Annotated in this window: 21 protein-coding genes and 1 pseudogene; 10 read left to right on the forward strand and 12 right to left on the reverse strand. The window is 67.1% G+C overall.

Translation table 11 applies throughout. From position 1 onward, the window contains the following. Window positions 1-33 precede the first annotated feature (33 nt). Both AC1DKR_RS14485 and AC1DKR_RS14490 read right to left on the reverse strand, forming a co-directional pair. Window positions 34-993, reverse strand: a complete 960-nt coding sequence (locus AC1DKR_RS14485) for a sodium:calcium antiporter (protein ID WP_478033314.1) — start codon at window positions 991-993, stop codon at window positions 34-36. Window positions 994-1,066: 73 nt separating this feature from the next. Beyond that, complete coding sequence (locus AC1DKR_RS14490) at window positions 1,067-1,711, reverse strand: hypothetical protein (RefSeq protein ID WP_478033315.1); 645 nt, start codon at window positions 1,709-1,711, stop codon at window positions 1,067-1,069. A 124-nt stretch (window positions 1,712-1,835) separates the two neighbouring features. On the opposite strand from AC1DKR_RS14490, the gene AC1DKR_RS14495 reads away from it, so the two are divergent. Beyond that, window positions 1,836-2,372, forward strand: a complete 537-nt coding sequence (locus AC1DKR_RS14495; protein WP_442244463.1) for a hypothetical protein — start codon at window positions 1,836-1,838, stop codon at window positions 2,370-2,372. 124 nt (window positions 2,373-2,496) lie between these two features. On the opposite strand, the gene hmgA is transcribed toward AC1DKR_RS14495, so the two are convergent. Together hmgA and hppD are read right to left on the reverse strand one after the other, a co-directional pair. After that, complete coding sequence (gene hmgA, locus AC1DKR_RS14500; RefSeq protein WP_032976636.1) at window positions 2,497-3,795, reverse strand: homogentisate 1,2-dioxygenase; 1,299 nt, start codon at window positions 3,793-3,795, stop codon at window positions 2,497-2,499. Between the two features lie 85 nt (window positions 3,796-3,880). Next, window positions 3,881-4,993 (reverse strand): 4-hydroxyphenylpyruvate dioxygenase, encoded by a 1,113-nt coding sequence (hppD, locus tag AC1DKR_RS14505; protein WP_170919610.1) that lies wholly within the window; start codon window positions 4,991-4,993, stop codon window positions 3,881-3,883. A 129-nt stretch (window positions 4,994-5,122) separates the two neighbouring features. Between hppD and AC1DKR_RS14510 the strand changes: the two genes are divergently transcribed. Both AC1DKR_RS14510 and AC1DKR_RS14515 read left to right on the forward strand, forming a co-directional pair. Further along, the gene (locus AC1DKR_RS14510; protein WP_223496937.1) at window positions 5,123-5,617 is read left to right on the forward strand and encodes a MarR family winged helix-turn-helix transcriptional regulator; all 495 of its coding nucleotides are present in this window, start codon (window positions 5,123-5,125) and stop codon (window positions 5,615-5,617) included. Window positions 5,618-6,166: 549 nt separating this feature from the next. Further along, window positions 6,167-6,394: a hypothetical protein gene (locus AC1DKR_RS14515; RefSeq protein WP_312108293.1), complete on the forward strand. Its 228-nt coding sequence runs from the start codon at window positions 6,167-6,169 to the stop codon at window positions 6,392-6,394. Between the two features lie 98 nt (window positions 6,395-6,492). On the opposite strand, the gene AC1DKR_RS14520 is transcribed toward AC1DKR_RS14515, so the two are convergent. From AC1DKR_RS14520 to AC1DKR_RS14535, 4 genes are all read right to left on the reverse strand, one after another. Next, window positions 6,493-7,632, reverse strand: coding sequence for a hypothetical protein (locus tag AC1DKR_RS14520; RefSeq protein ID WP_478033316.1), 1,140 nt, complete (start codon window positions 7,630-7,632; stop codon window positions 6,493-6,495). Window positions 7,633-7,763: 131 nt separating this feature from the next. After that, window positions 7,764-8,366 (reverse strand): thioredoxin family protein, encoded by a 603-nt coding sequence (locus tag AC1DKR_RS14525; RefSeq protein WP_033832411.1) that lies wholly within the window; start codon window positions 8,364-8,366, stop codon window positions 7,764-7,766. Between the two features lie 16 nt (window positions 8,367-8,382). Then, window positions 8,383-9,882 (reverse strand): peptide MFS transporter, encoded by a 1,500-nt coding sequence (locus AC1DKR_RS14530; RefSeq protein WP_025874587.1) that lies wholly within the window; start codon window positions 9,880-9,882, stop codon window positions 8,383-8,385. Window positions 9,883-10,061: 179 nt separating this feature from the next. Beyond that, window positions 10,062-10,937, reverse strand: a complete 876-nt coding sequence (locus AC1DKR_RS14535) for a tryptophan 2,3-dioxygenase (RefSeq protein ID WP_140225246.1) — start codon at window positions 10,935-10,937, stop codon at window positions 10,062-10,064. 325 nt (window positions 10,938-11,262) lie between these two features. Here AC1DKR_RS14535 and pdhA point away from each other — a divergent pair, with 325 nt between their 5' ends. Genes pdhA through AC1DKR_RS14555 form a run of 4 tightly spaced genes read left to right on the forward strand, consistent with a single transcriptional unit; the run spans window position 11,263 to window position 15,151 of the window. Then, complete coding sequence (gene pdhA, locus AC1DKR_RS14540; protein ID WP_032976633.1) at window positions 11,263-12,345, forward strand: pyruvate dehydrogenase (acetyl-transferring) E1 component subunit alpha; 1,083 nt, start codon at window positions 11,263-11,265, stop codon at window positions 12,343-12,345. Continuing rightward, window positions 12,338-13,405 carry an alpha-ketoacid dehydrogenase subunit beta gene (locus AC1DKR_RS14545; protein ID WP_025874584.1) on the forward strand — a complete coding sequence of 356 codons (1,068 nt, stop codon included), beginning with the start codon at window positions 12,338-12,340 and terminating at the stop codon, window positions 13,403-13,405. Before pdhA ends, AC1DKR_RS14545 begins: the two co-directional genes overlap by 8 nt. A 1-nt stretch (window position 13,406) precedes the next feature. Next, entirely contained in the window at window positions 13,407-13,760 is a 354-nt protein-coding gene (locus AC1DKR_RS14550) for an SH3 domain-containing protein (protein ID WP_025874583.1), read from the forward strand. Next, a complete protein-coding gene (locus AC1DKR_RS14555) occupies window positions 13,757-15,151 on the forward strand; it encodes a dihydrolipoamide acetyltransferase family protein (RefSeq protein ID WP_478033317.1) in 1,395 nt (464 codons plus the stop codon). The genes AC1DKR_RS14550 and AC1DKR_RS14555 overlap by 4 nt, the downstream gene beginning before the upstream one ends. Before the next feature lie 163 nt (window positions 15,152-15,314). Here the strand turns inward: AC1DKR_RS14555 and AC1DKR_RS14560 are convergent, their stop codons facing one another. From AC1DKR_RS14560 to AC1DKR_RS14570, 3 genes are all read right to left on the reverse strand, one after another. After that, entirely contained in the window at window positions 15,315-15,701 is a 387-nt protein-coding gene (locus AC1DKR_RS14560) for a VOC family protein (protein WP_312788224.1), read from the reverse strand. A 377-nt stretch (window positions 15,702-16,078) separates the two neighbouring features. Further along, window positions 16,079-16,786, reverse strand: coding sequence for a helix-turn-helix transcriptional regulator (locus AC1DKR_RS14565; protein ID WP_478033318.1), 708 nt, complete (start codon window positions 16,784-16,786; stop codon window positions 16,079-16,081). Continuing rightward, entirely contained in the window at window positions 16,786-17,421 is a 636-nt protein-coding gene (locus AC1DKR_RS14570) for a Rossmann-fold NAD(P)-binding domain-containing protein (protein ID WP_478033319.1), read from the reverse strand. The genes AC1DKR_RS14565 and AC1DKR_RS14570 overlap by 1 nt, the downstream gene beginning before the upstream one ends. A gap of 106 nt (window positions 17,422-17,527) precedes the next feature. On the opposite strand from AC1DKR_RS14570, the gene AC1DKR_RS14575 reads away from it, so the two are divergent. Beyond that, entirely contained in the window at window positions 17,528-19,066 is a 1,539-nt protein-coding gene (locus AC1DKR_RS14575) for a GGDEF domain-containing protein (RefSeq protein ID WP_025874577.1), read from the forward strand. Between the two features lie 174 nt (window positions 19,067-19,240). Here AC1DKR_RS14575 and AC1DKR_RS14580 read toward each other — a convergent pair whose 3' ends face one another. Next, on the reverse strand, window positions 19,241-20,167 hold the full coding sequence (locus tag AC1DKR_RS14580) for a DUF808 domain-containing protein (RefSeq protein ID WP_478033320.1): 927 nt from the start codon (window positions 20,165-20,167) through the stop codon (window positions 19,241-19,243). A 203-nt stretch (window positions 20,168-20,370) separates the two neighbouring features. On the opposite strand from AC1DKR_RS14580, the pseudogene AC1DKR_RS14585 reads away from it, so the two are divergent. Both AC1DKR_RS14585 and AC1DKR_RS14590 read left to right on the forward strand, forming a co-directional pair. Further along, window positions 20,371-22,023: pseudogene (locus AC1DKR_RS14585) on the forward strand (ABC1 kinase family protein); the annotation flags it as partial. A gap of 260 nt (window positions 22,024-22,283) precedes the next feature. After that, the gene (locus AC1DKR_RS14590; protein WP_478033321.1) at window positions 22,284-24,389 is read left to right on the forward strand and encodes a phosphoglycerol transferase I; all 2,106 of its coding nucleotides are present in this window, start codon (window positions 22,284-22,286) and stop codon (window positions 24,387-24,389) included. Window positions 24,390-24,561 lie beyond the last annotated feature (172 nt).

Consider the following 24,561-nt stretch of genomic DNA (forward strand, 5'->3'; position numbering starts at 1 on the left):
CGCCGAGGTTGCCGGCCAGCGGCCGGCACTACCTCAGACCGGTGTGACCAGCGCGATTTCCAGCCCCAGCCAGGCCACGAACGCGCCCAGCAGTACCGCACCTTCGATGCGGCTGATGCGCAGGTCGCCGCGCAACATCGGGTACAGCACCAGTGCGAAGGCCAGCAGCGCCGGCAGTTCCAGGCGCACGAACGAGGCCGGCAATGCCAGCGGCTGCAGCAGCCCCATCGCACCGATCACCAGCATCAGGTTGACCACGCTGGAGCCGAGCACGTGGCCCAGCACCATGTCGCCGTGACCACGGCGTGCAGCCGCGACCGCGGCCGCCACCTCCGGCAACGCAGTGCCGATCGCCACCGGCAGCAGACCCACCAGCAGCGGCGTCCAGCCCAGCGCGGCGCCGAAATCAGCGGCGGCACCGACCACCAGGCGAGCGCCCCAGTACAACGCGAGCGCGGCAACCAGCAGGCGCAGCACGTTCAACGGCAGGCTGGTGCGGCTCAGGGCCGACTCGGCGATGATCGCCTGAACCTCGGCGCCCTCATGGCGCCCGCGTCGCAACAGCAGGAACTGCACCACCACGAACCCTGCCACCAGCACGCCGGCCTCCCAGCGCAGCAGGCGGCCATCCAATCCGAACACGATCAGCAGCAGGCCCGCCGCCAGCAGCCCCCACCACAGCACGGCCTGCAGGCGCGCGCGCAGCAGCAACGGCGCCACCATCGCGGCCACCGCCAGGGTCAGGCCGAGGTTGACCACGCTGCTGCCGACAGCATTGCCCAAGGCCAGCTCCGGCTGGCCCACCACCAGCGCGCGGGCGTTGACCGCCAGCTCCGGCAGCGAGGTGGTGATGCCCAGCAACAGCAGGCCTGCGGTGAATGCACTGGCGCCGAAACGCTGCGCCAGGCCGGACACGGCTTTGACGATGGAGTCCCCACCCAGGGCCAGCAACAGCAGGCCGAGCAGGAACCAGGCAATGGCAATAGCGATCATCGGGCGCTCCCCAGCGGTCGTGGCGCGATTCTACGCTCGGCCCACCCGCGGCGGGTGAGCCGAGGATGGCCGATCAGCCGCAGCCTTCGGCGTAGTCCACCTGCGGGGTCCTGCCGACCCGCCAGGCGCCGACCTTGCCGTCAGCGCCGAGGGCAAAGTCGATGATCGCCGCTCCCTCCTGCGCCGGGCGCACGCGCAGGTGCTGGGCCTTGTCGTCGTACTTGTCCGGGCCGACGTCGGCGCGCTCGGGATAGAGCACCTGCAGCTCACCCAGGGTCATGCCGACCCGGCCGCCGCCGGGCGCGACGATCGCCTGGCTGCGAACGTCGTAGCGGACCAGCTTGCGCGCCTCGAACATCAGACGCGGGTCTTCGGCCCCCTGCGGGCGCAGGAAGTAGCAGCCTTCATTGGCATCGTCGGCAGGCAGCGGCTTGCCAGCGGCATCGGTACTCAGACCCTGCAAGGGGGTGCCGAAGCCACTGCGGACCTCGGCGATGCCCGCGCCCAGCGTGGCGCCGCCGAAGCCCTCCAGGCGTGCCGGGCTGTCGCTGCGCGGATCCACCGGCGAAGCGGTGGCCAGATCGGCGTCGGCGGGGACGGAGGCATCCTTCGCCGGTGCGGTGGCGGCGGGCGGCGCTGCCGGTGCGGCGGTGTCGGGACTACGGTTGCAGGCGGCCAACGACAACAGCAGCAGGCCGGCCATCGGGAGATGCTTCATCGGTGCGGATCCTTGGCACAGGGTGGGTGCACGCTACCGCAGCCGGCGTGCAGGCGCTGCATTGTCATCGCGGTTTCATCGCCCTCATTCAGGCTGGGCGAGCACCGACTTGGCTGTCCTCCCCATGCAACCGCGCAAGACCGACCTCGCCCGAACCGCGCTGCAGGCCCACCGCGCACCGCTGGACATGCGCCAGCGACGCCTGCTGATCCTGTGTGATGGCCAGCGCAGCATCGCCGAGCTGACCGCACTGCTTGGGCAGGACGCGGCAGCGATGGTGATCCAGATGATCCAGGGCGGCTACCTGGTGACCGCTGCGGACGTACCCGCCTCCACGCCGCCTGCGCCGGTTGCGATGCCGGCTCCGCTGGCGCCGTCAGTCACTGCCGCTTCTGCGGCGCCGGTCGAGCGCCGCCGCTCGCTGGTAGCCGCGCGCATCTATGTGCTGGGAATCCTGGAGATGCAGCGGCATCCCAACGCAGCGGCGCTGTTCCGCGACCTGCAGCAGGCGCGTGCCGAAGGCGAGGTGCTGCGGGTGATGCAATCGGCGCTGCAGGTGCTGCCGGCGCTGACCTCGGAAGGGTACTGCCAGCGCGTGCGGCAGCGGCTGATGGAGGCGCTGCCGGTGGAGCATTGCAGCGCGTTCGCGGCCATTGCCTGAACCGGTGAACAGCATCCACGCATGGCGTGGATCTACTGGGAAGCGCGATAGCGCACCCGCACATGGCGCGGATCCATCCGTGTGCGTGGTGCAGTAGATCCACGCCATGCGTGGATGCGGACGATCAACGGAAATTGTTGCGCAGGCCGTTCCAGCACTGCTGGTAATCGCCCTGCCGGTGGCTTGCTGCCAGCGCCTGCGCGGTCGGGCGGATCACCCCACGGGTCTCGAACATGAAGGCCATGGTGTCCTTGATCACATCCGGCTTGGACAGGTCCGCATTGGAGGCCTTGTCGAAGGTCGGGGCATCCGGACCGTGGCCGCTCATGCAGTTGTGCAGCGACGCACCGCCCGGCACGAAGCCTTCGGCCTTGGCGTCGTAGGCACCATGCACCAGGCCCATGAACTCGCTGGCGATGTTGCGGTGGAACCACGGCGGGCGGAACGTGTTCTGCGCCACCAGCCAGCGCGGCGGGAAGATCGCAAAGTCCATGTTGCTGGTGCCCGGGGTGTCGCTGGGCGAGTGCAGCACCAGGAAGATCGACGGATCCGGGTGGTCGTGGCTGATCGAGCCGATGGTGTTGAAGCGGCGCAGATCATAGCGGTACGGCGCGTAGTTGCCGTGCCAGGCGACCACGTCCAGCGGCGAATGATTGATCGGCGCACGCCACAGGCGGCCGTCGAACTTGGCAATCAGTTCGAAATCGCCGTCGACGTCTTCGAACGCGGCATGCGGGGTCTCGAAATCGCGCGGATTGGCCAGGCCGTTGGAACCGATCGGGCCCAGGTCGGGCAGCTTCAGCAGTGCGCCGAAGTTCTCGCAGATGTAGCCGCGGCTCGGGCCATCCGGCAGTTCGACGCGGAAGCGCACGCCGCGCGGAATCACCGCGATCTGCTGCGGTTCGATCTCGATCACGCCCAGCTCGGTCAGCAGGCGCAGGCTGCCCAGCTGCGGCACGATCAGCAGTTCGCCGTCGGCGTCGTAGAAGTAGCGGCCGACCATGTCACGGTTGGCCGCGTACAGATGGATGCCGACACCGGCATGCGCGTCGGGCGAACCGTTGCCGCCCATGGTGTACAGGCCTTCGACGAAATCGGTGGGCAGTTCCGGCAGCGGCAGCGGGCTCCAGCGCAGCTGGTTCGGCGAAGCCGGCTGTGCACTGAAATCGCACTGCAGCTGCGATTGCGCGAAGGGAGTGAACTCACCGTGGGTAACCGCCGGACGGATCCGGTACAGCCAGCTGCGGCGATTGCTGCCGCGCGGTGCGGTGAACGCGGTACCGGTCAGCTGCTCGGCATACAGGCCATGGGCCACCTTCTGCGGCGAGTTCTGGCCGACGGGCAGCGCACCGGGCACGGCCTCGCTGGCGAACTCGTTGCCGAAACCGGACTGGTAGCCGCGGGCGGTGATGGAAGGAGACATGGAAACTCCAGAGGTTGCCGGCCAGCGGCCGGCACTACCATTCGGACAGGGTTTGCCGGCCAGTGGCCGGCATTGCCTGCAGACCTTACAGCACGCCGCGGCGGATCTGGTCGCGTTCGATGCTCTCGAACAGCGCGGTGAAGTTGCCTTCGCCGAAGCCTTCGTTGCCCTTGCGCTGGATGATCTCGAAGAAGATCGGGCCGATGCAGTTCTGGGTGAAGATCTGCAGCAGCTTGCGCTGGTGGGTTTCCGGGTCGGCGTCGATCAGGATCTTGTTCTTCGCCAGGCGGGCGACATCCTCACCGTGGTTCGGCACGCGCTGGTCGATCACATCGAAGTAGGTCTCCGGCGTGTCGAGGAAATCCACGCCCTGCGCACGCATGGCTTCGACCGTTTCATAGATGTTCTCGGTGAAGCAGGCGATGTGCTGGATGCCCTCGCCCTTGTACGCGTCCAGATACTCGTTGATCTGGCTCTTCGGGTCGGACGATTCGTTCAGCGGAATGCGCACGATGCCATCCGGCGCGGTCATCGCCTTGGACACCAGGCCGGTCTTCAGGCCCTTGATGTCGAAGTAGCGGATCTCGCGGAAGTTGAACAGGCGCTCGTAGTAGTCCGACCACTGCTGCATGTTGCCGAAGTACAGGTTGTGGGTCAGGTGGTCGATGAAGGTCAGGCCGAAGCCCTTCGGGCGCAACTCGGCGCCGGCGATCAGCTCGTAGTCGCCATCGAAGATGCTGCCGGCATCGCCGTAGCGGTCCACCAGGTACAGCATGCAGTCGCCGATGCCCTTGATGACCGGGGCGTTGACCGCCTTGCTCTCCGGCTTGAAGGCGATGGCTTCAGCGCCGTTGCCCAGCGCGGTCTGGTAGACCTCCGCACCCGGCTTCTTGAAGCGGATGGCGAAGCCGCAGGCGCACGGGCCGTGCTTTTCGGCGAAGTCGGCGGCGAACGAATCGGGGTCTTCATTGACCAGGAAGTTGACGTCGCCCTGGCGATAGACGGTAATCGGACGCTGCTTGTGCTTGAGCACCGCGCTGAAGCCCATCTTGCGGAAGTACTCGTGCAGCTCGGCACCACGGCCGGCCGGTGCGGCGAATTCGACGAACTCGAAGCCGTCGATGCCCATCGGGTTTTCGAAGGTGGTGACCTGCATGCCGGGGTTGGGATGCGAGGCGGACGGGACTGCGGTATTCATGGCGTGGCTCCGAATCGGTGCCGCATCGGCACAAACCAGGTGCGGGCGGGGTTGGACCCGGCGAGAATGCAGGGTACGGACCCAATACTTATAGTTACACTTGAAACCACCAGCAAGGTGCACCGCAACATGAGCCCCGCCGATCCCGTTTCCACCCGCCTGCGTGCTTCCCACGTCCTGCTCGACCTGGAACAGTTCCTGCCGTACCGGCTGAGCGTGCTGTCCAACCGGGTCAGCGGCAACATCGCCAAGCTGTACGGCGACCGCTATGGCCTGGCCATTCCGGAGTGGCGGGTGATCACCATCCTGGCGCTGTACCCCGGGTCGTCGGCCAGCGAGGTCTCCGACCGCACGGCGATGGACAAGGTGGCGGTCAGCCGCGCGGTGGCCCGCCTGCTGGAGCGCGGTTTCATCAAGCGTGAGACGCATGGCGATGACCGCCGCCGTTCGGTGTTGGCGCTGTCGGCGGCGGGGTTCGAGGTATACGAGACGATCGCGCCGATGGTGATCGAGATCACCCGCAAGCTGATGTCGGTGCTCAGCGAAGAAGAGGAGCAGATGCTGGAGAAGCTGATCCTGCGCCTGGCCGGCGATGGCCTGGAGCGGATGGGCGAAGGGGTCTGACCCCGGGGCGGCGCCCCCCCGCCGCCGCTCTTGGTAGGTGTCGACCTTGGTCGACACATGGATCCACGCCAGGCGTGGATGTGGATGATGTCGCGGGCTGCGCGGTGAGGGATCAGACGCAGGCCATTGATGACGCCCAACGCGCGCGTTGGTCATTGCCCGCCGACGAACGGTCTTTCGGCCGGGTTCGACTCGCCATGTCGCGTTTACCGCCTGATATTTCGGAATGGGGCCGATAGAGTCCTGATCGGCGGAGCTGGCGTATCGCCATTCGCGCATCAAGTGGCATTGCCTATTGGACAGCCGGTTCCATCGGCCTGAGGGTAGGCACACAGCGGAGCACCGCTGCCGGGGTTGAAAGCCCGTTACTCAAACGCGCAACGACGCTGCACCAATGGTGCCCATCTTGCGGTGGCGGCATTCTGCAGCCGGGCCTGCCCTATGGCGGGCGGTGCGTGGGGCCTCGTGCCCACCGTTTTCGCGTTTGAGCGGTCTTTCAACCACGCATCGCCTGCCGCCTTCCCGGCGGCTTCGCCACGGAGCTTCGCCATGACACGCCCCAGTCCCCCCACTACCGAGCCCATCGACCGCGAAGCCGACCTGCAGCGCATCGATGAGGCGTTGGCCACACTGGAAGCCATCACCCAGGCGTGGTTCGAACATCAGCGTCTCAAGGCCTGCCAGCCGGGGCTGCTGCTGTCGTTGAACCGGCTGCTTGACCTGACCAGTCTCGCCAAGGGCTATGCCAGTGCGCTGCGGGTGATTGCCGAGCCCTGAGTGCTGGATGGAAGAGCATCCACGCATAGCGTGGATCTACTCGAAGCCCGCACGCATCTGGTCAGTAGATCCGCGCCATGCGTGGATGACCCACTCGATCAGCTCAGATGCTTGCGCCGCGCATGGATCCACGGCACCGCAAGCGCGCCGATGGCGCCACCGGCAAAGCCCAGCGAGGCGGCAACAGTGGCCGCTTCGACCGCCCCGGGCAACGCCAGTGCAGCAGTGACCAGCAGCAGCGACGGCAGGCCGACGAAGGTGCCCAGGAAGAACGGCCAGCGCGGCGACCAGGTGTTGAGCTGCAGCAGGCTGACCGGCTGCCACGCTTCGGACGAGGCATCTTCGGCGATCTTCGCTACCACTCTGCCCAGATCCACTTCCGGCAACAGCTTGCCCGGACGCGCGGCGGCAATCGCCTCGGCCACGGCCTCGACGGGCGGGAAGCTGCCCGGCCACGCCACCGGTGCTGGCACGCCATAGGCGGTCAGCAGCGGCACGCTCAACCAAGGCGCTACCAGTGGACGCAGCCTGCGCCGGCCATGCACACACCAGATCTGTGGCTGGCCGTGTGCGGTCACGCTGTACAACGCCAGCTCGCTCGGCGGCGGGTAGCCCAGCATGGTCACCCGGGCCGCCAGACTGTCCTGTTCCATCGCACGCAGGAAGCCGGGACGGCTACGCCCTTCCTGCATCCAGGCCAGGCCAAGCGCGCCGACCAGATAGGCCTCGGCGACATCCTTGCTGCCCGCGTTGGCGCGGTCATCGCTGGCCAGGTACCAGGCCAGTGACTTCGGTTCGGGCACGTCGGCCAGGCCCCAGCGACTGTCGTCGCCCAGCACATGGCGCACCGGCAGGCGGGCTGGTGCGGTTTCACCACGCTCAGCGGGCTGCAGGAACGGCAGCACGCCCTGCACGAAACTGGACAGGTCGATCGCACGCACGCCGTTGCCGTGCCATTCCGGCGGCAGCAGGCCGGCCAGCTGTCCCTCGGCGGCGAGTCGATCCAGCCGCGCCTTCTGTTCCACAAGCTTCTGCACCGCGCCCTTCAGCACCACGTTGTCGGGCAGGGCGATCTGCGGCAGCCGATGCCGCGGCGGTGCCAACTCCAGCGTGTCTTCGCCGGTGCCGGCGTCATCCAGCAGGGCTTCCTGCGCAGGCAGGCTCACGCCATCGGGTGCCTCTCCTTCGGCCAACGGGCTGGAAGGTTCGGGCAGGCGTTCGGCGTGGTCGCTGTGCATGGGCGCTCCGGTCGCGCCGGGTGGCGCAGTGAGGTCCTTGCCATTAACGGCCGAAGGGTAATGATCTGTAGATCCACGCCACGCGTGGATGGCCAGGCAGCGCACCGTGGGCCGCCGGGCACTGTCCAGCGCTACCGGTCAGGCGCCCACTGCTTGAGGAACGCCATCACGCGTGCGGTCTGCACGGCATTGCCCTTGCGCATCGCTTCGCTGGGCTGCGGCGCCAGCAGGGTGCCGTCGGCATCGATCACCAGCAGGTGCGGGTGCTCGCCTTCGAGCGGCGGGAACTGGCCGAGGAACGCCGCGTTCGGGTTCTCGGCGCTGTCGTTGACCTTCACCCACACGTAGTGGGCATCACGGAAGCGGCGCAGATCGCCATTGCCTTCCACGGCTTCATCCAGCGCATGGCAGGGCTCGCACGCGGCGTTGCCCACTTCCAGGATGATGCGCTTGTTGCCGCGCTGGGCCTCGACCTTGGCCGTTTCCAGGTCGGCAACGGGATTGCGGGCGGGGTCGAACTGCGCGCCAAGCCCGGCAATGGCGGCGATGTCGGCCGCCGCCGGGGTGTTCCCCGAGGCCACCGGTTCGCTGGGGTCAGCGACCGGTGGCTCGGTGGGGCGGGTGTCGAGGGGCTGCGTGGGCTCGGGGGCCGCGGGAGGTTGAGGCTGCGAACAGGCGCCGATCAGCGCCGCACACACCACTGCCACCACTGCACCACCGAACGTTGTACGCATGCCCACTACCCTCTCATTACTTCACGCCATGCATCAGCTTGTTGATCAGCGGCGCGACCAGGAACAGGACCACACCCGAACCGATCAAGGCCCAGAACCCGAAGGTATACCCCTTCAGGGCCGATTCGACCGTCATGCCGCCTTCACCGCTGACCGCACCGGCAAAGATGCCCGACAGGTTGTTGCCGATGCCGGTGGACAGGAACCAGCCACCCATGCCGAAACCGACCAGGCGCACCGGGGCCAGCTTGGTCACCATCGACAGGCCGATCGGCGACAGGCACAGCTCACCGACGGACTGGATGACGTAGACCATGAACAGGGTCCAGAACGGGATCTTGCCGTCCACGACCATGGTCGACAGGGCGAACATCAGCAGGGCGAAGGCCGCGCCGTTGAACAGCAGGCCGAGGCCGAACTTGCGCGGGATGGACGGATTGGCGCGGCCCAGGGCCACCCAGATCCAGGCGATGATCGGCGCCAGGGTGATGATCGCCACCGAGTTGACCGACTGGAACCACGCGGTCGGGAAGGTCCACTCACCCAGCTGGCGGTTGACGATGTTCTCGGCCAGGAAGGTGAAGGAGCTGCCGGCCTGTTCAAAGAACATCCAGAACATGACGTTGAAGGCGAAGATGATCAGCATGGCGATCACGCGGTCGCGCTGCACCTTGCCCTCGCGGATGCCTTCCACCAGCAGCAGCACGGCCAGGGCAGCGAACATCACGCCAAGGATCCAGGCCAGCGCGGTGGCGCCGGTGGCGAGCAGGAAGTAGGCCACCGGAATGGCGAACAGCGAACCGACCAGCACCATGACGATGCGGCCGAAGCCTTCGGCACCGGCCGGCGGTGCGCCGATGCCCTTCAGGCCGGCACGACCGATGTAGAACCACACCAGCGAGATCAGCATGCCCACGCCGGAAGCGATGAACACGACCTTGTAGGACGGCATTTCCGAGGTGCCGAAGACCTTGCGGGCCAGGTACTCGGTCAGCACGGGAGCGATCATCGCGCCGATGTTGATGCCCATGTAGAAGATGGTGAAGCCCGAGTCGCGGCGTTCGTCCTTCAGGCCGTACAGCTTGCCGACCATGGTCGAGATGTTGGGCTTGAACAGACCGTTGCCGACGATGATCGTGGCCAGGCCGAGCTTGAAGATGTGCTCCTGCGGCAGCGAGATCATGAACAGGCCGACGGCCATGATGATCGCGCCGGTCAGGATCGAGCGCTGGTACCCCAGCACGCGGTCGGCCACGTAACCGCCGAAGATCGCTGCGGCGTACACCAGCGCCAGGTAGGCGCCGTAGATGCGGCTGGCGTCGCCTTCACCGGCGGCGTTGCCGTTGTAGAACTGGGCAACGATGTACAGCACCAACGCCCAGCGGATGCCGTAGAACGCAAAGCGCTCCCAGAACTCGGTCATGAACAGCATCCACAACGGGCGCGGGTGGCCCATCGTGGTGTTGAAGTCCGGCAGCGCCGGCTCTGGGGTGTTCGCAGTGGCGTTTACGCTCATGCGGAATTCCTGGTTCGGTGGATGGAGGCACGTCCGATGTGCGGTGAAGCAACGCGCGAGGATCACCGACTTCTGGCGTTCACGTCAAATACACGCCGTTTGAGGCAGGTCGCAGCCTGCTCGCTGAACTTGCATCTGAAACGATCCAGCCAGCCGCGGGCGGCCAAGCTGAATGGGGATCAGGCCAGATCCGGCGGGGGCGCGACCTGCAGGGTGGTGCGTACCTGGAACAATTCAGGGAAGAAGGTCAGTTCCAGCGCCTTGGCCAGGAAGCCCACGCCGGACGAGCCGCCGGTGCCGCGCTTGAAGCCGATCACCCGCATCACTGTGCGCATGTGGCGGAACCGCCACAGCTGGAAAGCCGTTTCCAGGTCCACCAGGTCCTCGCACAGCGCGTACTCGCGCCAGTAGCGGTCGGTGTCCTGGTAGATGCGTTCGAAGACCGGCTGCAGGCTGTCGTCGGCCACGTGCGGCTGGGTCCAGTCGTGCGCCTCGTACACCGCCGGCACGGCATGGCCGAAGCGGGCCAGGTACTTCAGGAATTCCTCGTACAGGCTCGGCGCCTCCAGCACGGTGCGCAGCTGCGCCTGCCCGGCCGTGTCGTGCTCGAACACCTGCAGCATCTGCGCGTTCTTGTTGCCCAGCAGGAACTCGATGTAGCGGTACTGCAGCGACTGGAAGCCCGAGGACGGGCCCAGCACGTCGCGGAAGCCCATGTACTCGGACGGGGTGAGCGTTTCCAGCACCGACCACTGCTCGGTCAGCTGGCGCAGCACCTGCTTGCTGCGCGCCAGCACCTTGCGGCACTGCCAGACCTCATCGCGCTGCAGGAAGCCGATCGCCGCACCCAGCTCGTGGCCCAGCAGCTTCAGCCACAGCTCGGAGGTCTGGTGCTGGATGATGAAGAGCATCTCGTCGTGATGCGGCGGGTTGGACAGCGGCTGCTGCGCGCTGAGCAGCTGGTCCAGCCGCAGGTAGCCGCCGTAGGTCAGCCGCCCCTGCAGATCGGTGTGGATACCGGCTTCGAGATCGCGTTGGTTGTTGTCGACGGACATGGGCGGGACCAGATCGGGGGCGGCAAGGGTAGCGCGTTGCCGCCGCGCTGGCAGCCGTGATGACCGTAACGGGGCGTGCGGTAGGGCTGTGGAACGGTGGTTGCGCGTGGAACCGTTTGCGCCGTTCTACTGGCGCTCAGCCCAGCGTCGTTTGTGATGCTTTGCAGCAATGGCTGAATACGTTGAAGTTATTGGCATCATGCGCCCGGAAGGGGGTACAAAGGCCGGTGGGCCGTGCTGCGCCGCAGGACGGCTTTTTCGTACGCATTCCTTAACATGGCGATTCATATCATTTGTAACTTCTCTGTCGAAGGTGCAGTACGCAATGACGGTTGCCGCTGAGTTCAAGATCGAATACCTGCAGTATCTGGACACGGACGGCACGCTCGTCCGCGATGACCTGCCCGAAGCCCTGCGCGACCCACGCGCGTTGCTGCCGATGTTCAAGCAGATGCTGTTCGTGCGCGTGTTCGACGGCAAGTCGATCGCGCTGCAGCGCACCGGCAAGCTGGGCACCTACGCGGCCTGCCTCGGCCACGAAGCCGCGCATGTGGGCATCGGCGCCTCGATGCAGAAGGACGACGTGTTCGCACCGTCCTACCGCGAGTACGGCGCGATGTTCATGCGTGGCGTGCGCCCGCACGACGTGCTGATGTACTGGGGCGGCGACGAGCGCGGCAACGACTACGGCGGCAATGCCGCCAAGGACTTCCCGTTCTGCGTGCCGATTTCCACCCAGTGCCTGCACGCCGCAGGCGCTGCGCTGAAGTTCAAGCTCAACAAGGAACCGCAGATCGCGGTAGCCGTATGCGGCGACGGTGGCAGTTCCAAGACCGACTTCTACGCGGCCTTGAATTCGGCCGGTGCCTACAAGCTGCCGCTGATCCTGTGCATCGTCAACAACGGCTGGGCCATCTCGGTCCCGCGTTCGGCCCAGACCGGTGCCGAGACGCTGGCACAGAAGGGCCTGGCCGGCGGCCTGCACTGCCTGCAGGTGGACGGCAACGACCTGATCGCGGTGATGGCCGCCATGCTGCAGGCGCGCGAGCGTGCGCTGGCCGGCGACGGCGGCACCGTGCTGGAACTGATGACCTACCGCCTGTCCGACCACACCACCGCCGATGACGCGCGCCGCTACCGCGACGACGCCGAAGTGAAGGATGCCTGGCAGCGCGAGCCGATGTTGCGCCTGCGCAAGTACCTGACCAACGCCGGTGTCTGGAGCGAGGAAGAAGAAGCTGCCTGGACCGCCGAGTGCGGCAAGCGCGTGGACGAGGAAGTGAACCTGTACCTCAACACGCCGGTGCAGCCGGTCGAGGCGATGTTCGATTTCCTCTATGCCGACCCGCCGCAGGACCTGCTGGCCCAGCGCGCCCAGGCAATCGCCCTGGAGCAGCGCCATGGATGAGATCAAGAACGGCGCGTCCAGCGCGCACACCAACGCCGCCGACAGCGCTGCCGTCGCGCGCGGAGAACAGAACATGACCGACACCCCGATCACCCTCATCGAAGCCATCACCCAGGCGCTGGCCTGGGAGCTGGAGCACGACAAGTCGGTGCTGGTGCTGGGCGAAGACGTGGGCGTCAACGGCGGCGTGTTCCGCGCCACCGCCGGCCTGCAGCAGCGCTTCGGCGCCGACCGCATCCTCGACACCCCGTTGGATGAAACCACCATCGCCGGCCTCACCATCGGCCTGGCCGCACAGGGCATGAAGCCGGTGGCCGAAGCCCAGTTCGATGGCTTCATGTACCCGATGGTCGACCACATCATCTGCCACGCCGCGCGCCTGCGTTACCGCACCCGTGGCCGCCTGCACTGCCCGATGGTGCTGCGCGTGCCGTGGGGTGGCGGCATCCGTGCGCCGGAGCACCACAGCGAGGCCAACGAAGCGATCTTCACCAACGTACCGGGCCTGCGCGTGGTGCTGCCATCCTCGCCGCAGCGCGCCTATGGCCTGCTGCTGGCCGCGATCCGCGAGCCGGATCCGGTGATCTACATGGAGCCCAAGCGCATCTACCGCCAGTACAAGGAAGTGGTCGTCAACGACGGCGAAGCCTTGCCGCTGGACGTGTGCTTCGTGCTGCGCGATGGCACCGACGTGACCCTGGTGACCTGGGGTGCGCAGGTGAAGGAAGCGCTGGAAGCGGCCGACAAGCTGGCCGGCGAAGGCATCAGTGCCGAAGTCATCGACGTGGCCACGCTGCGTCCGCTGGACTTTGCCACCATCGCCGAGTCGGTGGCCAAGACCGGCCGCTGCGTGATCGTGCAGGAGGCCCCGAAGACCGCGGGCTTCGGCGCGGAAATCGCCGCACGCCTGGCCGAGGAATCGATCTACGACCTGCTGGCTCCGGTCGAGCGCGTCACCGGTTACGACACCCACATTCCGCTGTTCCGCCTGGAGATGAAGTATCTGCCGAGCGTGGAGCGGATCGTGGCGGCGGCCAAGCGCGCGGTGGCGGCAGGCTGACATGCGGGCCCGCCTTCTCGGGGCTTACCGCAGCCAGTATCCCAACCCGCTCCGGTTCCGCACCGGCCAGATCGTCGAAGTAGGTGTACGTGACGAGGAATGGCCGGCGTTTGCCTGGGTGCGCACCAGCGATGGGCGCGCCGGATGGGCACCGGTAGCGTGGTTGCAGCTGTTGGACGATGGTCGCGCCGAAGCCCTGCGCGACTACGACGCCCGCGAGCTGGATGTGGAGAACGGCGAGATGGTCAAGCTTCATCACGAACACGGCGGGTGGTGGTGGTCCGAGCGCGCCAATGGCGCGACGGGCTGGTTGCCTGCCCGCGAACTGGAACTGCTGGAAGAGAACTGCAAATGAGCCAGACCAAGAACTTCAACCTGCCCGACCTGGGCGAAGGCCTGCCGGACGCGACCATCGTCGAGTGGTTCGTCAAGGAAGGCGATGTGATCAAGCTGGACGAGCCGCTGGTCTCGATGGAGACCGCCAAGGCCGTCGTCGAAGTGCCCTCGCCGTTCTCCGGCACGGTGCTGAAGCTGTCCGGCGCTGCCGGCGACATCATCACGACCGGCGCGGTGCTGGCCAGCTTCGCGCTGGACCCGAACCTGCCGCAGCGTGCTGACGGCCAGGACACCGGCCACAGCCACGGCCATGCCGCTCCGGCTGCTGCGGCAGCACCGCCGCCGCCGCCGCTGCCCACCGCAGCCGCCCCGGTGGCCGCTGAAGAAGCCAAGCCGGCTGCCGCCGAGCGTGATGACGCCGGCACCGTGGTCGGCGCGATGCAGAGCTCCAACGCTGTGCATGCCGAACAGGCGCTGGCCGTGGGCGGCGTCAAGGCCGTGCCGGCGGTGCGGGCCACCGCGCGCAAGCTGGGCGTGGACCTGAGCCGCGTACGTGCCACCGGCGCCGATGGCGCGGTGACCATGGCCGACGTCAAACAGGCCGCAGCCGACGGCAGCGCGAAGATCGGCGCGGCTCCGGCAGCGGTTGCTGCACCGGCTGCCGCCGCACCGGCGCCGGCCCAGGTGGCCGCACCGGTACAGTCCGACGCACGCACCCCGCTGTCCGCTGCCGGCAAGCCGATGCGCACCCAGCCGCCGGGCGTGGTCGCCAAGGGCCAGCCGGAACCGCTGAAGGGCGTGCGCCGCAACATGGCCCGCGTCATGGCCGATGCGCACAGCAAGGTCGTGCCGACCACGCTGAACGACGACGCCGACATCCACGCCTGGCTGCCGGGCAACGACGTCACCGCGCGCCTGGTGCGCTCGATCGTGGTCGCCGCGCAGAAGGTGCCGGCGATGAACGCCTGGTTCGACGGTGAAGCGCTGACCCGCACCCTGCACGCGCAGGTGGACATCGGCATCGCCGTGGATACCGACGACGGCCTGTTCGTGCCGGCCCTGCGCAACGCCGACATGCTCGACGCCCGTGGCATCCGTGAAGGCGTGAACCGTCTGCGCGAGCAGGTGGAAGCGCGTTCGATCGCGGCCTCGGAGCTGAGCGGCTACACCATCTCGCTGTCCAACTTTGGCATGTTCGCCGGCCGCTACGCGACCCCGGTCGTGGTGCCGCCGTGCGTGGCCATCGTCGGTGCCGGCCGTGCCCGCCACCAGATGACCCCGGTGATGGGCGGCGTGGAAGCGCACAAGGTCATTCCGCTGTCGGTGACCTTCGACCACCGCGCCGCCACCGGCGGTGAAGCGGCCCGCTTCCTGCGCGCGATGATGGACGATCTGGCGCTGGCCAGCTGACCGGTAGGTGCCAACCTTGGTTGGCACATGAGTTGAAAAAACGCCGGGCATTGCCCGGCGTTTTTTTGTGCCTGCTGGATCGCGCGCCATCCACGCATGGCGTGGATCTACTGAACGACCTGTCGCTGCGGTGGGCTCGCCGTTGTTCTGCGTCAGGGGAGGATCAATCGCGCGCGACCATGCCCTCGGCGCGGCTGTAGACACGCAGCCGGTGACCATCGGGGTCTACACCGACGAAGGTGTGGCCGAATTCCAGCGTTACCGGCGCCTGGGCGATGCGCACGCCAAGCCCGCGCCACTCGTCGTGCATGCGCTGCACCGTTGCTGCATCTGACACCACCATCGCCAGTTCAGCGGCGCCGGCCTGCGCATCCACCGGCGGCTGCACGCCATCGCGCTGCCACAGGCCGAGTGCGGCGCCATCGCCGAGCAGGAACAGGGCAAAGCCGGGCGACTGTTCGACCGGTGCCGTGCCGAGGATGCCGCTGTAGAAGGTGGCGCTGGTGTCAACGTCGCGCACGTACTGCAGCAGGGTGCTTGGCTTGAACATGAGGAAGCTCCGTGGTTGGGAGCGGTCATGGTGGCCCTGCCCTGCTGACAGATCCTGTCAGCAGCGTCGAGCAGGCTCGACTGCCTTTGCTCTGGCTTTGGTAGATGTCGAGCTTGCTCGACTGCTGTTGCTTCCGCTTTGGTAGATGTCGAGCTTGCTCGACTGCTGCTGCTTCCGCTTTGGTAGATGTCGAGCTTGCTCGACTGCTGCTGCTTCCGCTTTGGTAGATGTCGAGCTTGCTCGACTGCTGCTGCTTCCGCTTTGGTAGATGTCGAGCTTGCTCGACTGCTCTCCGCGAAGAGCAAGAGCGTCGAGCAAGCTCGACACCTACCAAAGCCAGAGCAACGACCAGAAGCGGTCGAGCAAGCTCGACCTCGTCACGAACGGTCCAGCCAGTCCGGAGCGATGCCCTGCGCCTTCTGCCAGCGCCGCAACAAGGTCGCGCGTGGCACCAGGTAGTGCTCTTCCAACGCACGCACATGGCGAATGCGATCCAGGCGGAAATGACGGAAGTCTTCGCGGCCCTCGCACCACGCCGCCAGCATCGGCACTTCATCGAAGTACCCCAGTGCGAACGGCCAGACCACGCGCTCGGTACGCCGGCCCTGCGCATCTTCATAGGCAAACTGCAGCCGCTGCTGCGTGCCCACCGCTTCGCGTACGGCCTGCAGCCGCGCCGGTGGTACCTTGGCCGTCGTTCGCGGTGGCCCCACCCGCAGGCCGCTGTCACGCAGCGCCTCGCGTCGCGCCGCCGGCAGCACGTGCGCGATCCGCGCCAGGGCATCACGTGCGGCCTCGGCCAAGGCCGGCTCGGTGCGTGCCGCCACCCAGCGCAGGCCAAGCACCAGCGCGTCGATCTCGGCCGGTGGCAAGGTCAGCGGCGGCAGCACATCGCCCGGTTCCAGCTGGTAGCCGACACCGGCTTCCCCGCGCAGATCGGCGCCCTGCTCGCGCAGCGTTTCAATATCGCGGTACAGCGTACGCAGGCTGATGCCCAGTTCTTCGGCCAGCGCCTGCCCGGCCACCGGCCGGCGATGGCGGCGCAGCACCTGCAGCAGCTGGTTCAGGCGCAGCGCGCGGGACATCAGCCGACCAGATCGCGCGACGGCACCACGTGCTCGCCCGGCTTTGCCGCCAGCGCCGCATCCACCAGCACGTGTGCAATCTCCGGTGCCGGATTGATCCGCCAAGCACGTGGCAACACCGGCCCCAGCACACCCAGCACCTGCAGCGCGAAGTGTTCGCCACGGCGGACCTCCTGCCGCTCACCGCCGATCAGCCCCGGCCGCACCAGCGTCAGCGACGGGAAACCCAGCGCGCGCAGGTCGCGCTCCAGCTCGCCTTTGACCCGGCTGTAGAAGATCGACGAACGCGGGTTGGCGCCTGCGGCCGAGTTCAGCGCGAAGGCCTGGGCACCCTGCGCAAGGGCCAGGCGGGCGAAGGCCAGCGGATAGTCGTGGTCGATGCGATGGAACGCCTCGCGGCTGCCGGCCTGGGCGATGGTGCTGCCCAGGGCGCAGACCACCGCGTCCACCCGGGCCCAGTCTGGCGCATCGGGCAGCCGGGCGAAGTCGAGCACCGGGTTGTGCAGTTTCCCGTGCGGCGCAACCAGCGGGCGACGGCTGGGCGCGACCACGGCGCTGCAGCGGGGGTCGGCCAGCAGCTGCGACAGGGCGTGGCCTCCGACCAGTCCCGTCGCCCCCAGCAACATCACACGCATACCCACCTCCACTGCGGCATCCTGTCACCCATCCTATCGGTTCAAGCCACCGCCGGTTGCGCCGATATGCTGTGACCAGCCCCCCTGCCATCCCAGGATGCGTTCCATGACGGACCAGCCCGACCCCCGCCCTGCCCCCGGCACCGCCATCGGGCCGCCTGCGCGCGTGCGCGCGGTGGTCGATGACGGGCGCGGCGATCGGGTGGTACTGCAGGGTGGTGGCAGCGTGGCGTTGCAGCAGCTGTTTGCCGGGGCCGATGCCCCCGAGCCGCTGCTGGCCGCCTTCGCCAATGGCATGGCCACCCTGCCGGGTGAGCTGGGCGACATGGGTGATCGCCTGCAATCGGCGCAGGCCAGTGCCGACTGGCCGCGCTATGGCCGGGCGATGCGGCAGCTGATCGATAAATACATCCGCACCATCGACCAGCACTCGCCCGATGGCCAGCCCGACAGCCTGCGCCTGTCCGAGCAGCTGCGGTTGCTGCTGGGCGGCGCGGTGGTCGCGCTGCTGCAGCACGATCCCGACCTGCGCGAGCAGGCGCAGGCGCTGGCCGTACGCCTGCGCCAATGGCAACCGGGCGCGGCACTGGAACCGATCGAACAGGGCGCGCGCGAGCTGGGCCACCAGATCGGCGTGCGCGCCGAAAGCTGGCAGGAACAGCAGGCGTTGTTGCTTGAGTTGTTCGCCCTGCTGCTGGAGAACGTCAGCGAGCTGCTGGATGACCGCAGTTGGCTGCAGGGCCAGATCGCCGCCGTGCGCCAGTTGCTGGCCGGGCCGCTGGAAGCCGAATCGGTCGAGCGCACCCGCGCCGAGCTGCGCGAGGTGATCTACAAGCAGGGCCTGCTGCGGCAGGGAATCGACGATTCGAAAGCGGCCATGCGTAGCTTGATGGGCGAGTTCATCGAGCGCATGGATGGCATGGCTGCCAGCACCGGTGAATACCACGACCGCATCGGCAGCTACGCGCTGCAGTTGCGCGAGGCGCGCAGCATCGCCGACCTCAACCACCTGCTGCAGGAAGTGATGCAGGACACCGGCAAAGTGCAGCAGCAGGCGGCGCAGGCGCGCGATCACCTGGCCAGCGCGCGGCAGGAAGTGGAACGCGCCGAACAGCGCATCAACCAGCTGGAGCAGGATCTGCGCGCGGCCGGCGATCTGGCGCGTATCGACCCGTTGACCCAGGCCCTGAACCGGCGTGGCCTGGATGAACTGCTGCAGCGCGAGCTGGCCCGCGCCGCACGCAACCACTCGCCGCTCGGACTGGCGGTGATCGACCTGGATGATTTCCACCAGACCAACGACGAACACGGCCATGCCGGCGGCGACGCGCTGCTGCAGCACCTGGTGGCGGTGTGCCGCCTGCTGCTGCGTGCCACCGATGGCATCGCCCGGCTGGGCGGCGACGAGTTCGTGCTGGTGCTTCCCGAAACCCCCGGCGCGGACAGCATGGCCACGGTGCAGCGGCTGCAGCGCTCACTGGCGCATCGCGTGCTGACCCTGCAGGAGCGGCGCATCCCCGTGCATTTCAGCGCGGGCCTGGCGCAATGGCAGCCAGGCGACGATGCCGATACGCTGCTGCGACGCGCCGATGACGCGCTGTACGCGGCCAAGCGCCAAGGCAAGAACCGGGTACACGCGGGCTAGCTCGTCGGTGGGCGCCAACCTTGGTTGGTGCTTGCGGGAATAAAACCGCCGACCAAGGTCGGCCTCTACCGGGCAGTGGGCCGGAAACCGCCTGGTAGGTGCCAACCTTGGTTGGCACGCGCGGGCAACAAACCGCCGACCAAGCTCGGCCTCTACCGGGCAGCGGGCCGGCGCTTACTTGCCGCGCAACTTCTGGAACCCGGTCACCGCCGCCAGCACGATGGTACCGGCGATGATGCCGACCACCATGTTGCCCAGCGCGTTGACCAGCCAGCCCCACTGGCCTTCACCGCCCAGCGCCTGCACCGCGTGGTGCAGCGCCGGCACGTTGTGCACCAGGATGCCGCCGCCGACCAGGAACATCGCCGCGGTACCGGCCACCGACAGGAACTTCATCAGCCACGGTGCCGACACCAGCAGGCCGCGGCCAACTGCCGCCAGCGCGGCGCCCTTGCGCGACAGGTACAGGCCCAGGTCGTCCAGCTTGACGATGCCGGCGACCAGCCCGTAGACGAACACGGTCATCGCCAGCGCGATCACCACCAGGGTGCTGACCTGGTTGATGAACGACGCCGTCGCAACCACGCCCAGCGACAGCACGATGATTTCGGCCGAGAGGATGAAGTCGGTGCGGATCGCGCCCTTCACCTTGTCCTTTTCCCACGCGACCATGTCCACCTGCGCATCGGCCAGCGCCTTGCGCCGCTCGGCCTGGTGTTCGGCGTCTTCATCGGCGGAATGCAGGAACCGGTGCGCCAACTTCTCCACGCCCTCGAAGCACAGGAAGGCGCCGCCGATCATCATCAGCGGCACGATCAGCGGCACGTTCCAGCCGCGGCTGTGCAGCCAGGCTTCCAGCGCGCTGATCGCCAGCGCCGCCGGCACCAGGATCACCTTGTTCACCAGCGAGCCCTTGGCCACCGCCCACACCACGGGCAGCTCGCGGTTGGCGTTGACGCCGGTCACCTGCTGCGCGTTCAGCGCCAGGTCGTCGCCCAGCACGCCGGCGGTCTTCTTGGCGGCGACCTTGGTCAGCACCGAGACGTCGTCGAGCAGGGAGGCGATATCGTCAAGCAGGGCAAACAGGCTGGCACCGGCCATGGGGGATCCAGTAAAGGGAATGAGCGGATTCTGACCGATCCGGCGCCACCTGCGGTAGCGGGTTCACCGCGCGCCCACCGGGCGGCGGGGACACTGGAAGCGTAATCCGGTCCCGCCGGCGGCGGGATCACGGACATCGGGTCGTCGTCTTCGAGGAGTGTCGTTTGAGCAATCCGTCCACCGCCACAGGCAATCCCCCGCTGATCCGGGGCATGAACCGGCGCAGCCAGATCCTGCGCCTGCTGATGCGCTACCGCCATTCCGGCGTGTTCTCCGGCATGAACCTGGACGCTGCCGGCAGCCACACCGATGTGCCGCCCGACGGCAATCCGGAGCAGTTCGTCAGTGACCTGGAAGCACTGGGGCCCACCTTCGTCAAGCTCGGGCAGATGCTGTCGACCCGCCCGGACATGGTGCCGGTGGAGTTCGCCACTGCGCTGGAGCGGATGCAGGAGAAGGTGGCCGAGATTCCGGTGGAACGCATCCACGCCATCGTCGAGCAGGAACTGGGTGCACCGGTGAACAAGCTGTTCGCTGCATTCGACCCACAACCGCTCGGCTGTGCGTCCATCGCCCAGGTGCATCGCGCGGTGCTGCACGACGGTCGCGAGGTGGCGGTGAAAGTGCAGAAGCCGGAAGTGGCCGCGCAGCTGCGTTCGGACCTGGAAGTGCTGCGCAGCTTCGCCCTGGCCGCCGACCATCTGACCCAGATCGGCCGCCGCGTGCGCCTGCGCGACTGGCTCAACGAATTCGCCAAGACGCTGATGCAGGAGCTGGACTACCACGCCGAGGCCGAGAACCTGTCGCGCTTCGGCCGGCACTTGAAGCCGTTCCGGCGCCTGTGGATTCCGCAGCCGCTGTGGGACTACAGCAGCCATCGCGTGCTGACCATGGAACTGGCCACCGGCGTGCGCGTGGATGCCATTCCCGATGTGCGCCGCACCGAACAGGCGATGGATCCGCTGGCGGCGGCGCTGATCCGCGGTTACCTGGACCAGATCTTCGTGCACGGCGAAATCCATGCCGACCCGCATCCCGGCAACCTGCGGGTGATGCCTGATGGGCGCTTGGCCATCTTCGACCTGGGCATGGTCGCGCACATGCCACCGCGGCTGCGCGAGCGCCTGCTGAAGATCCTGTTTGCCGCCGTCGATGGCCGCGGCGAGGAAGTGGCCGACGACCTGATCAGCATCAGCACGCGGCTGGAGGCATTCGATGAGGAGCGCTACCTGCGCGAGACCGGCCAGCTGATCGCACGCTATGCCGCCAGCGCGAACTTCTCCGAAGGGCGCGTGGTGCTGGACATGGTGCGCATCGCCACCTCGTCCGGGTTGCGCACGCCGCCGGAGCTGAGCCTGCTGGGCAAGGCGCTGCTCAACCTTGAAACCGTATGCCGCCTGCTGGCACCGGATCTGGACACGCGCCGCATCGTCGAACGCCAGCTGCAGCACGTGATGCGCGCGCGCCTGAAAAAATCGCTGTCGGCCGCCAACCTGGCCAGCGAGGCGATGGAGCTGCAGCAACTGCTGCGCGACGGGCCGCGCAAGCTGTCGGACATCATGGCGCTGCTGGCCGAGAACCGCCTGCAGATGAAGGTGACCGGGCTGGAAGAATCGCGGCTGATGGAGAACCTGCAGAAGATCGCCAACCGCGTGGCCGCCGGCATCATCAGCGCCGCGTTGATCATGGCGGCGGCAATGATGATGAAGATCGACACCGGCTGGCATGTGCTGGGCTATCCCGCCATCGCACTGGTGCTGTTGTTGATCGGCGTGGTGCTTGGGCTGGGCATCGTGACCAGCGCATTGTTGTTCGATCGCCGTGCGCGCTCGCGCGAGGAACGTGGGCATCGATAGCGTCGTATCCACGCACGACGTGGATCAGCGAAAACAGTGAATTCATGCGGTTTTTAATGCAATCGAGCGTGAGTTTTCACGCTCGTTTTACGTTCGCGGCATGATATCGCGCGCACGATTTCAACAAACATTTCAGTCAGGTTCGTGCATGCACTATCGGGTCATCGGCCTGTCATGCAGATGTGCTTGCAGCAGCGCCGGTCGGATGGACACGCGTCGGTACGACGTCCATCGCCACCCCGTCACTGCCGAAGCTGCCTATGCTCTGGATTCTGCTGCTGTCGCTGTTGCTGCTGTCCTGGTTGTTCCTCGCGTCCGCAAAGTGGGTGTGGTGGAAAGCAGGCTTGTTCTCGTTGTTGCTGCTGGCGCTCAGTGCCTGGTGGCTGATCGACAAGCTGTCCGGTGACGGACTCAACGCCGCCACCCTGTACCACCTGGGTGCGGACATGGAAGGCGCCGGTATCGCCGACTTCAAGGGCTACATCGCCGGCTTCATCGTGCTGGCCGCCGTGTCGCTGCTGCCGCTGTTCGCTACGCGGGTTAAGCGTTGGCGCCGCCCCACGGCTGGTGGTGCATGGTTTGCCGGTTTCGCCGTGCTGTGGGTGGCCACGATCATGATCAGTCCATTGGCACGTGACGGGCAACGCCTGTACCAGCAGCTGCGCCCGGTGGATTTCGCCCGTATCGTCCCCGAATACCAGGTGCCCACGCAGGCCCTGCAGCGCCCACGCAACATCGTCTGGATCTACGGCGAGAGCCTGGAGCGCACCTATCTGGACGAGGCCGTGTTTCCCGGCCTGATGCCCAATCTCAACCGCTTGGCGGCCAAGTCGCTGGATGTACGCGGGCTGGCCTCGGCCGAAGGCGGTGGCTGGACCATTGCCGGCCTGGTGTCGTCGATGTGCGGCGTGCCGCTGACCACCTCGCAGGGTGATGAGAACAGCATGGATCGCATGGGCAGCTTCCTGCCCAAGGCCGTGTGCCTGGGCGATTACCTCAAGCAGCAGGGCTACACCAATCACTACCTGGGCGGTGCCAACGGCCAGTTCGCCGGCAAGGGCCAGTTCCTGGCCAGCCATGGCTTCGATGAAGTGCATGACCTGGCGTGGTTCAAGCAGCAGAAGAAGATCGGCCGCATCCACTACTCGGCGTGGGGCGTGCATGACGACGTGCTGCTGGACACCGCCTACCAGCGCTTCGAGCAGCTGTCGCGGCAGGACGCACCGTTCATGCTGACCACGCTGACCATGGACACGCACCACCCCGCCGGGCACCTGCCGGTGGCGTGCAAGGGCGAGCGCTACCAGAGCCAGTACGGCAATATCGGCATGCTCAATGCGCTCAAGTGCACCGACCGCCTGATTTCGCAGCTGGTCGAACGCATCCAGGCCAGTCCGTACGGCAAGGACACGTTGATCGTGATCGCCTCCGATCACCTGGCCATGCCCAACGACCTCAGCCATATCCTGACCAGGCAGAAGCGCGAGAACCTGCTGCTGTTCCTCGGTGACGGCGTGGCCCCGCGCCAGCTGGCCGCCGAAGACGGCTCGACGCTGGATTCCGGTGCCACCCTGCTCAGCCTGCTCGATCCGAACCTGCAGACAATGGGCTTCGGCCGTTCGCTGCTGGACGACAAGCGCACGCCGAGTGCCAGCGCCGCCGCACGCCGCGATGGCGGCCGCGACTATCCGCAGTACCTGGCCTTCGCCCGCTCGCTGTGGCTGGGTGAGCCGACGCGGCAGCTGAAGATCGACGGCGACGACCAGGTGGTGGTGGGCCTGCAGCACGTGCAGCCGCCGGTGCTGCTGGAATACGACAAGGACTGGGACCTGAAATCGGTGTACCTGGAAAACACCTCGCGCCAGTTCGACGATGCCGACCCGGACAACACGCTCGCCTACGTTGATCGCTGCACCGCGTTCGAGGATGGCTCGGCCGACGGCGACTGGTGCGCGCTGCTGGTGAACCGCGACAACGGCATCAAGCTGTACCGCGATGGCCAGCTGCGCAACGGCATCGACGTGGATGCACCACTGGATGCCTTCCAGGGCCCCCGCCCCAGCGTGCGCCAGGCACACATGATCACGCAGAAGGGCCGCCGTACCCGCGCCGGCCAGTACATGCTGCAGCTGGTGGCGAGCACGCGCCCGGATCGCGGTTTCTGGATCGAAGCGGTGTCCTCGCAGCGCAAGGTGGTGCTGGCCCAGCAGTGGGTGCAGCCCGATGCCGATGGCAAGATCAACGTGTCATTCGGGCTCGACCACGAAGTGGATGATCTGGAAATCCGCGCGTGGTTGAACCATGCCGAGAAGCTGGCGGTGGATACGTTCGCACTGGTGCCCTCGCGCGGCCGACCGCGGGGATAAAGGGGTTCGGCAGGGCTGCGCCCTGCACCTGCTACGAGCCGAAGCGACAGCGACAGCGACAGCTGGTGTTCCGTGGGATGGCGGGGCGGTGTCGGATTGCGGGGACGCCGCAAGTACGTCCTTGTAGGCTTGGCAGCCGCATCCATGCGGCTGACACCCCGCAATCCGACAC

Source organism: Stenotrophomonas sp. 01N47, from assembly GCF_056399165.1.

Coding starts and splice junctions, on each gene's coding strand:
- AC1DKR_RS14570 (WP_478033319.1), bottom strand. CDS start 17,421: ATGCGTGTGATGTTGCTGGGGGCGACGGGACTGGTCGGAGGCCACGCC.
- hmgA (WP_032976636.1), bottom strand. CDS start 3,795: ATGTCTCCTTCCATCACCGCCCGCGGCTACCAGTCCGGTTTCGGCAAC.
- AC1DKR_RS14495 (WP_442244463.1), top strand. CDS start 1,836: ATGCAACCGCGCAAGACCGACCTCGCCCGAACCGCGCTGCAGGCCCAC.
- pdhA (WP_032976633.1), top strand. CDS start 11,263: ATGACGGTTGCCGCTGAGTTCAAGATCGAATACCTGCAGTATCTGGAC.
- AC1DKR_RS14530 (WP_025874587.1), bottom strand. CDS start 9,882: ATGAGCGTAAACGCCACTGCGAACACCCCAGAGCCGGCGCTGCCGGAC.
- AC1DKR_RS14545 (WP_025874584.1), top strand. CDS start 12,338: ATGGATGAGATCAAGAACGGCGCGTCCAGCGCGCACACCAACGCCGCC.
- AC1DKR_RS14525 (WP_033832411.1), bottom strand. CDS start 8,366: ATGCGTACAACGTTCGGTGGTGCAGTGGTGGCAGTGGTGTGTGCGGCG.
- AC1DKR_RS14590 (WP_478033321.1), top strand. CDS start 22,284: ATGCTCTGGATTCTGCTGCTGTCGCTGTTGCTGCTGTCCTGGTTGTTC.
- AC1DKR_RS14560 (WP_312788224.1), bottom strand. CDS start 15,701: ATGTTCAAGCCAAGCACCCTGCTGCAGTACGTGCGCGACGTTGACACC.
- AC1DKR_RS14555 (WP_478033317.1), top strand. CDS start 13,757: ATGAGCCAGACCAAGAACTTCAACCTGCCCGACCTGGGCGAAGGCCTG.
- AC1DKR_RS14550 (WP_025874583.1), top strand. CDS start 13,407: ATGCGGGCCCGCCTTCTCGGGGCTTACCGCAGCCAGTATCCCAACCCG.
- AC1DKR_RS14490 (WP_478033315.1), bottom strand. CDS start 1,711: ATGAAGCATCTCCCGATGGCCGGCCTGCTGCTGTTGTCGTTGGCCGCC.
- AC1DKR_RS14580 (WP_478033320.1), bottom strand. CDS start 20,167: ATGGCCGGTGCCAGCCTGTTTGCCCTGCTTGACGATATCGCCTCCCTG.
- AC1DKR_RS14565 (WP_478033318.1), bottom strand. CDS start 16,786: ATGTCCCGCGCGCTGCGCCTGAACCAGCTGCTGCAGGTGCTGCGCCGC.
- hppD (WP_170919610.1), bottom strand. CDS start 4,993: ATGAATACCGCAGTCCCGTCCGCCTCGCATCCCAACCCCGGCATGCAG.
- AC1DKR_RS14520 (WP_478033316.1), bottom strand. CDS start 7,632: ATGCACAGCGACCACGCCGAACGCCTGCCCGAACCTTCCAGCCCGTTG.
- AC1DKR_RS14535 (WP_140225246.1), bottom strand. CDS start 10,937: ATGTCCGTCGACAACAACCAACGCGATCTCGAAGCCGGTATCCACACC.
- AC1DKR_RS14515 (WP_312108293.1), top strand. CDS start 6,167: ATGACACGCCCCAGTCCCCCCACTACCGAGCCCATCGACCGCGAAGCC.
- AC1DKR_RS14510 (WP_223496937.1), top strand. CDS start 5,123: ATGAGCCCCGCCGATCCCGTTTCCACCCGCCTGCGTGCTTCCCACGTC.
- AC1DKR_RS14485 (WP_478033314.1), bottom strand. CDS start 993: ATGATCGCTATTGCCATTGCCTGGTTCCTGCTCGGCCTGCTGTTGCTG.
- AC1DKR_RS14575 (WP_025874577.1), top strand. CDS start 17,528: ATGACGGACCAGCCCGACCCCCGCCCTGCCCCCGGCACCGCCATCGGG.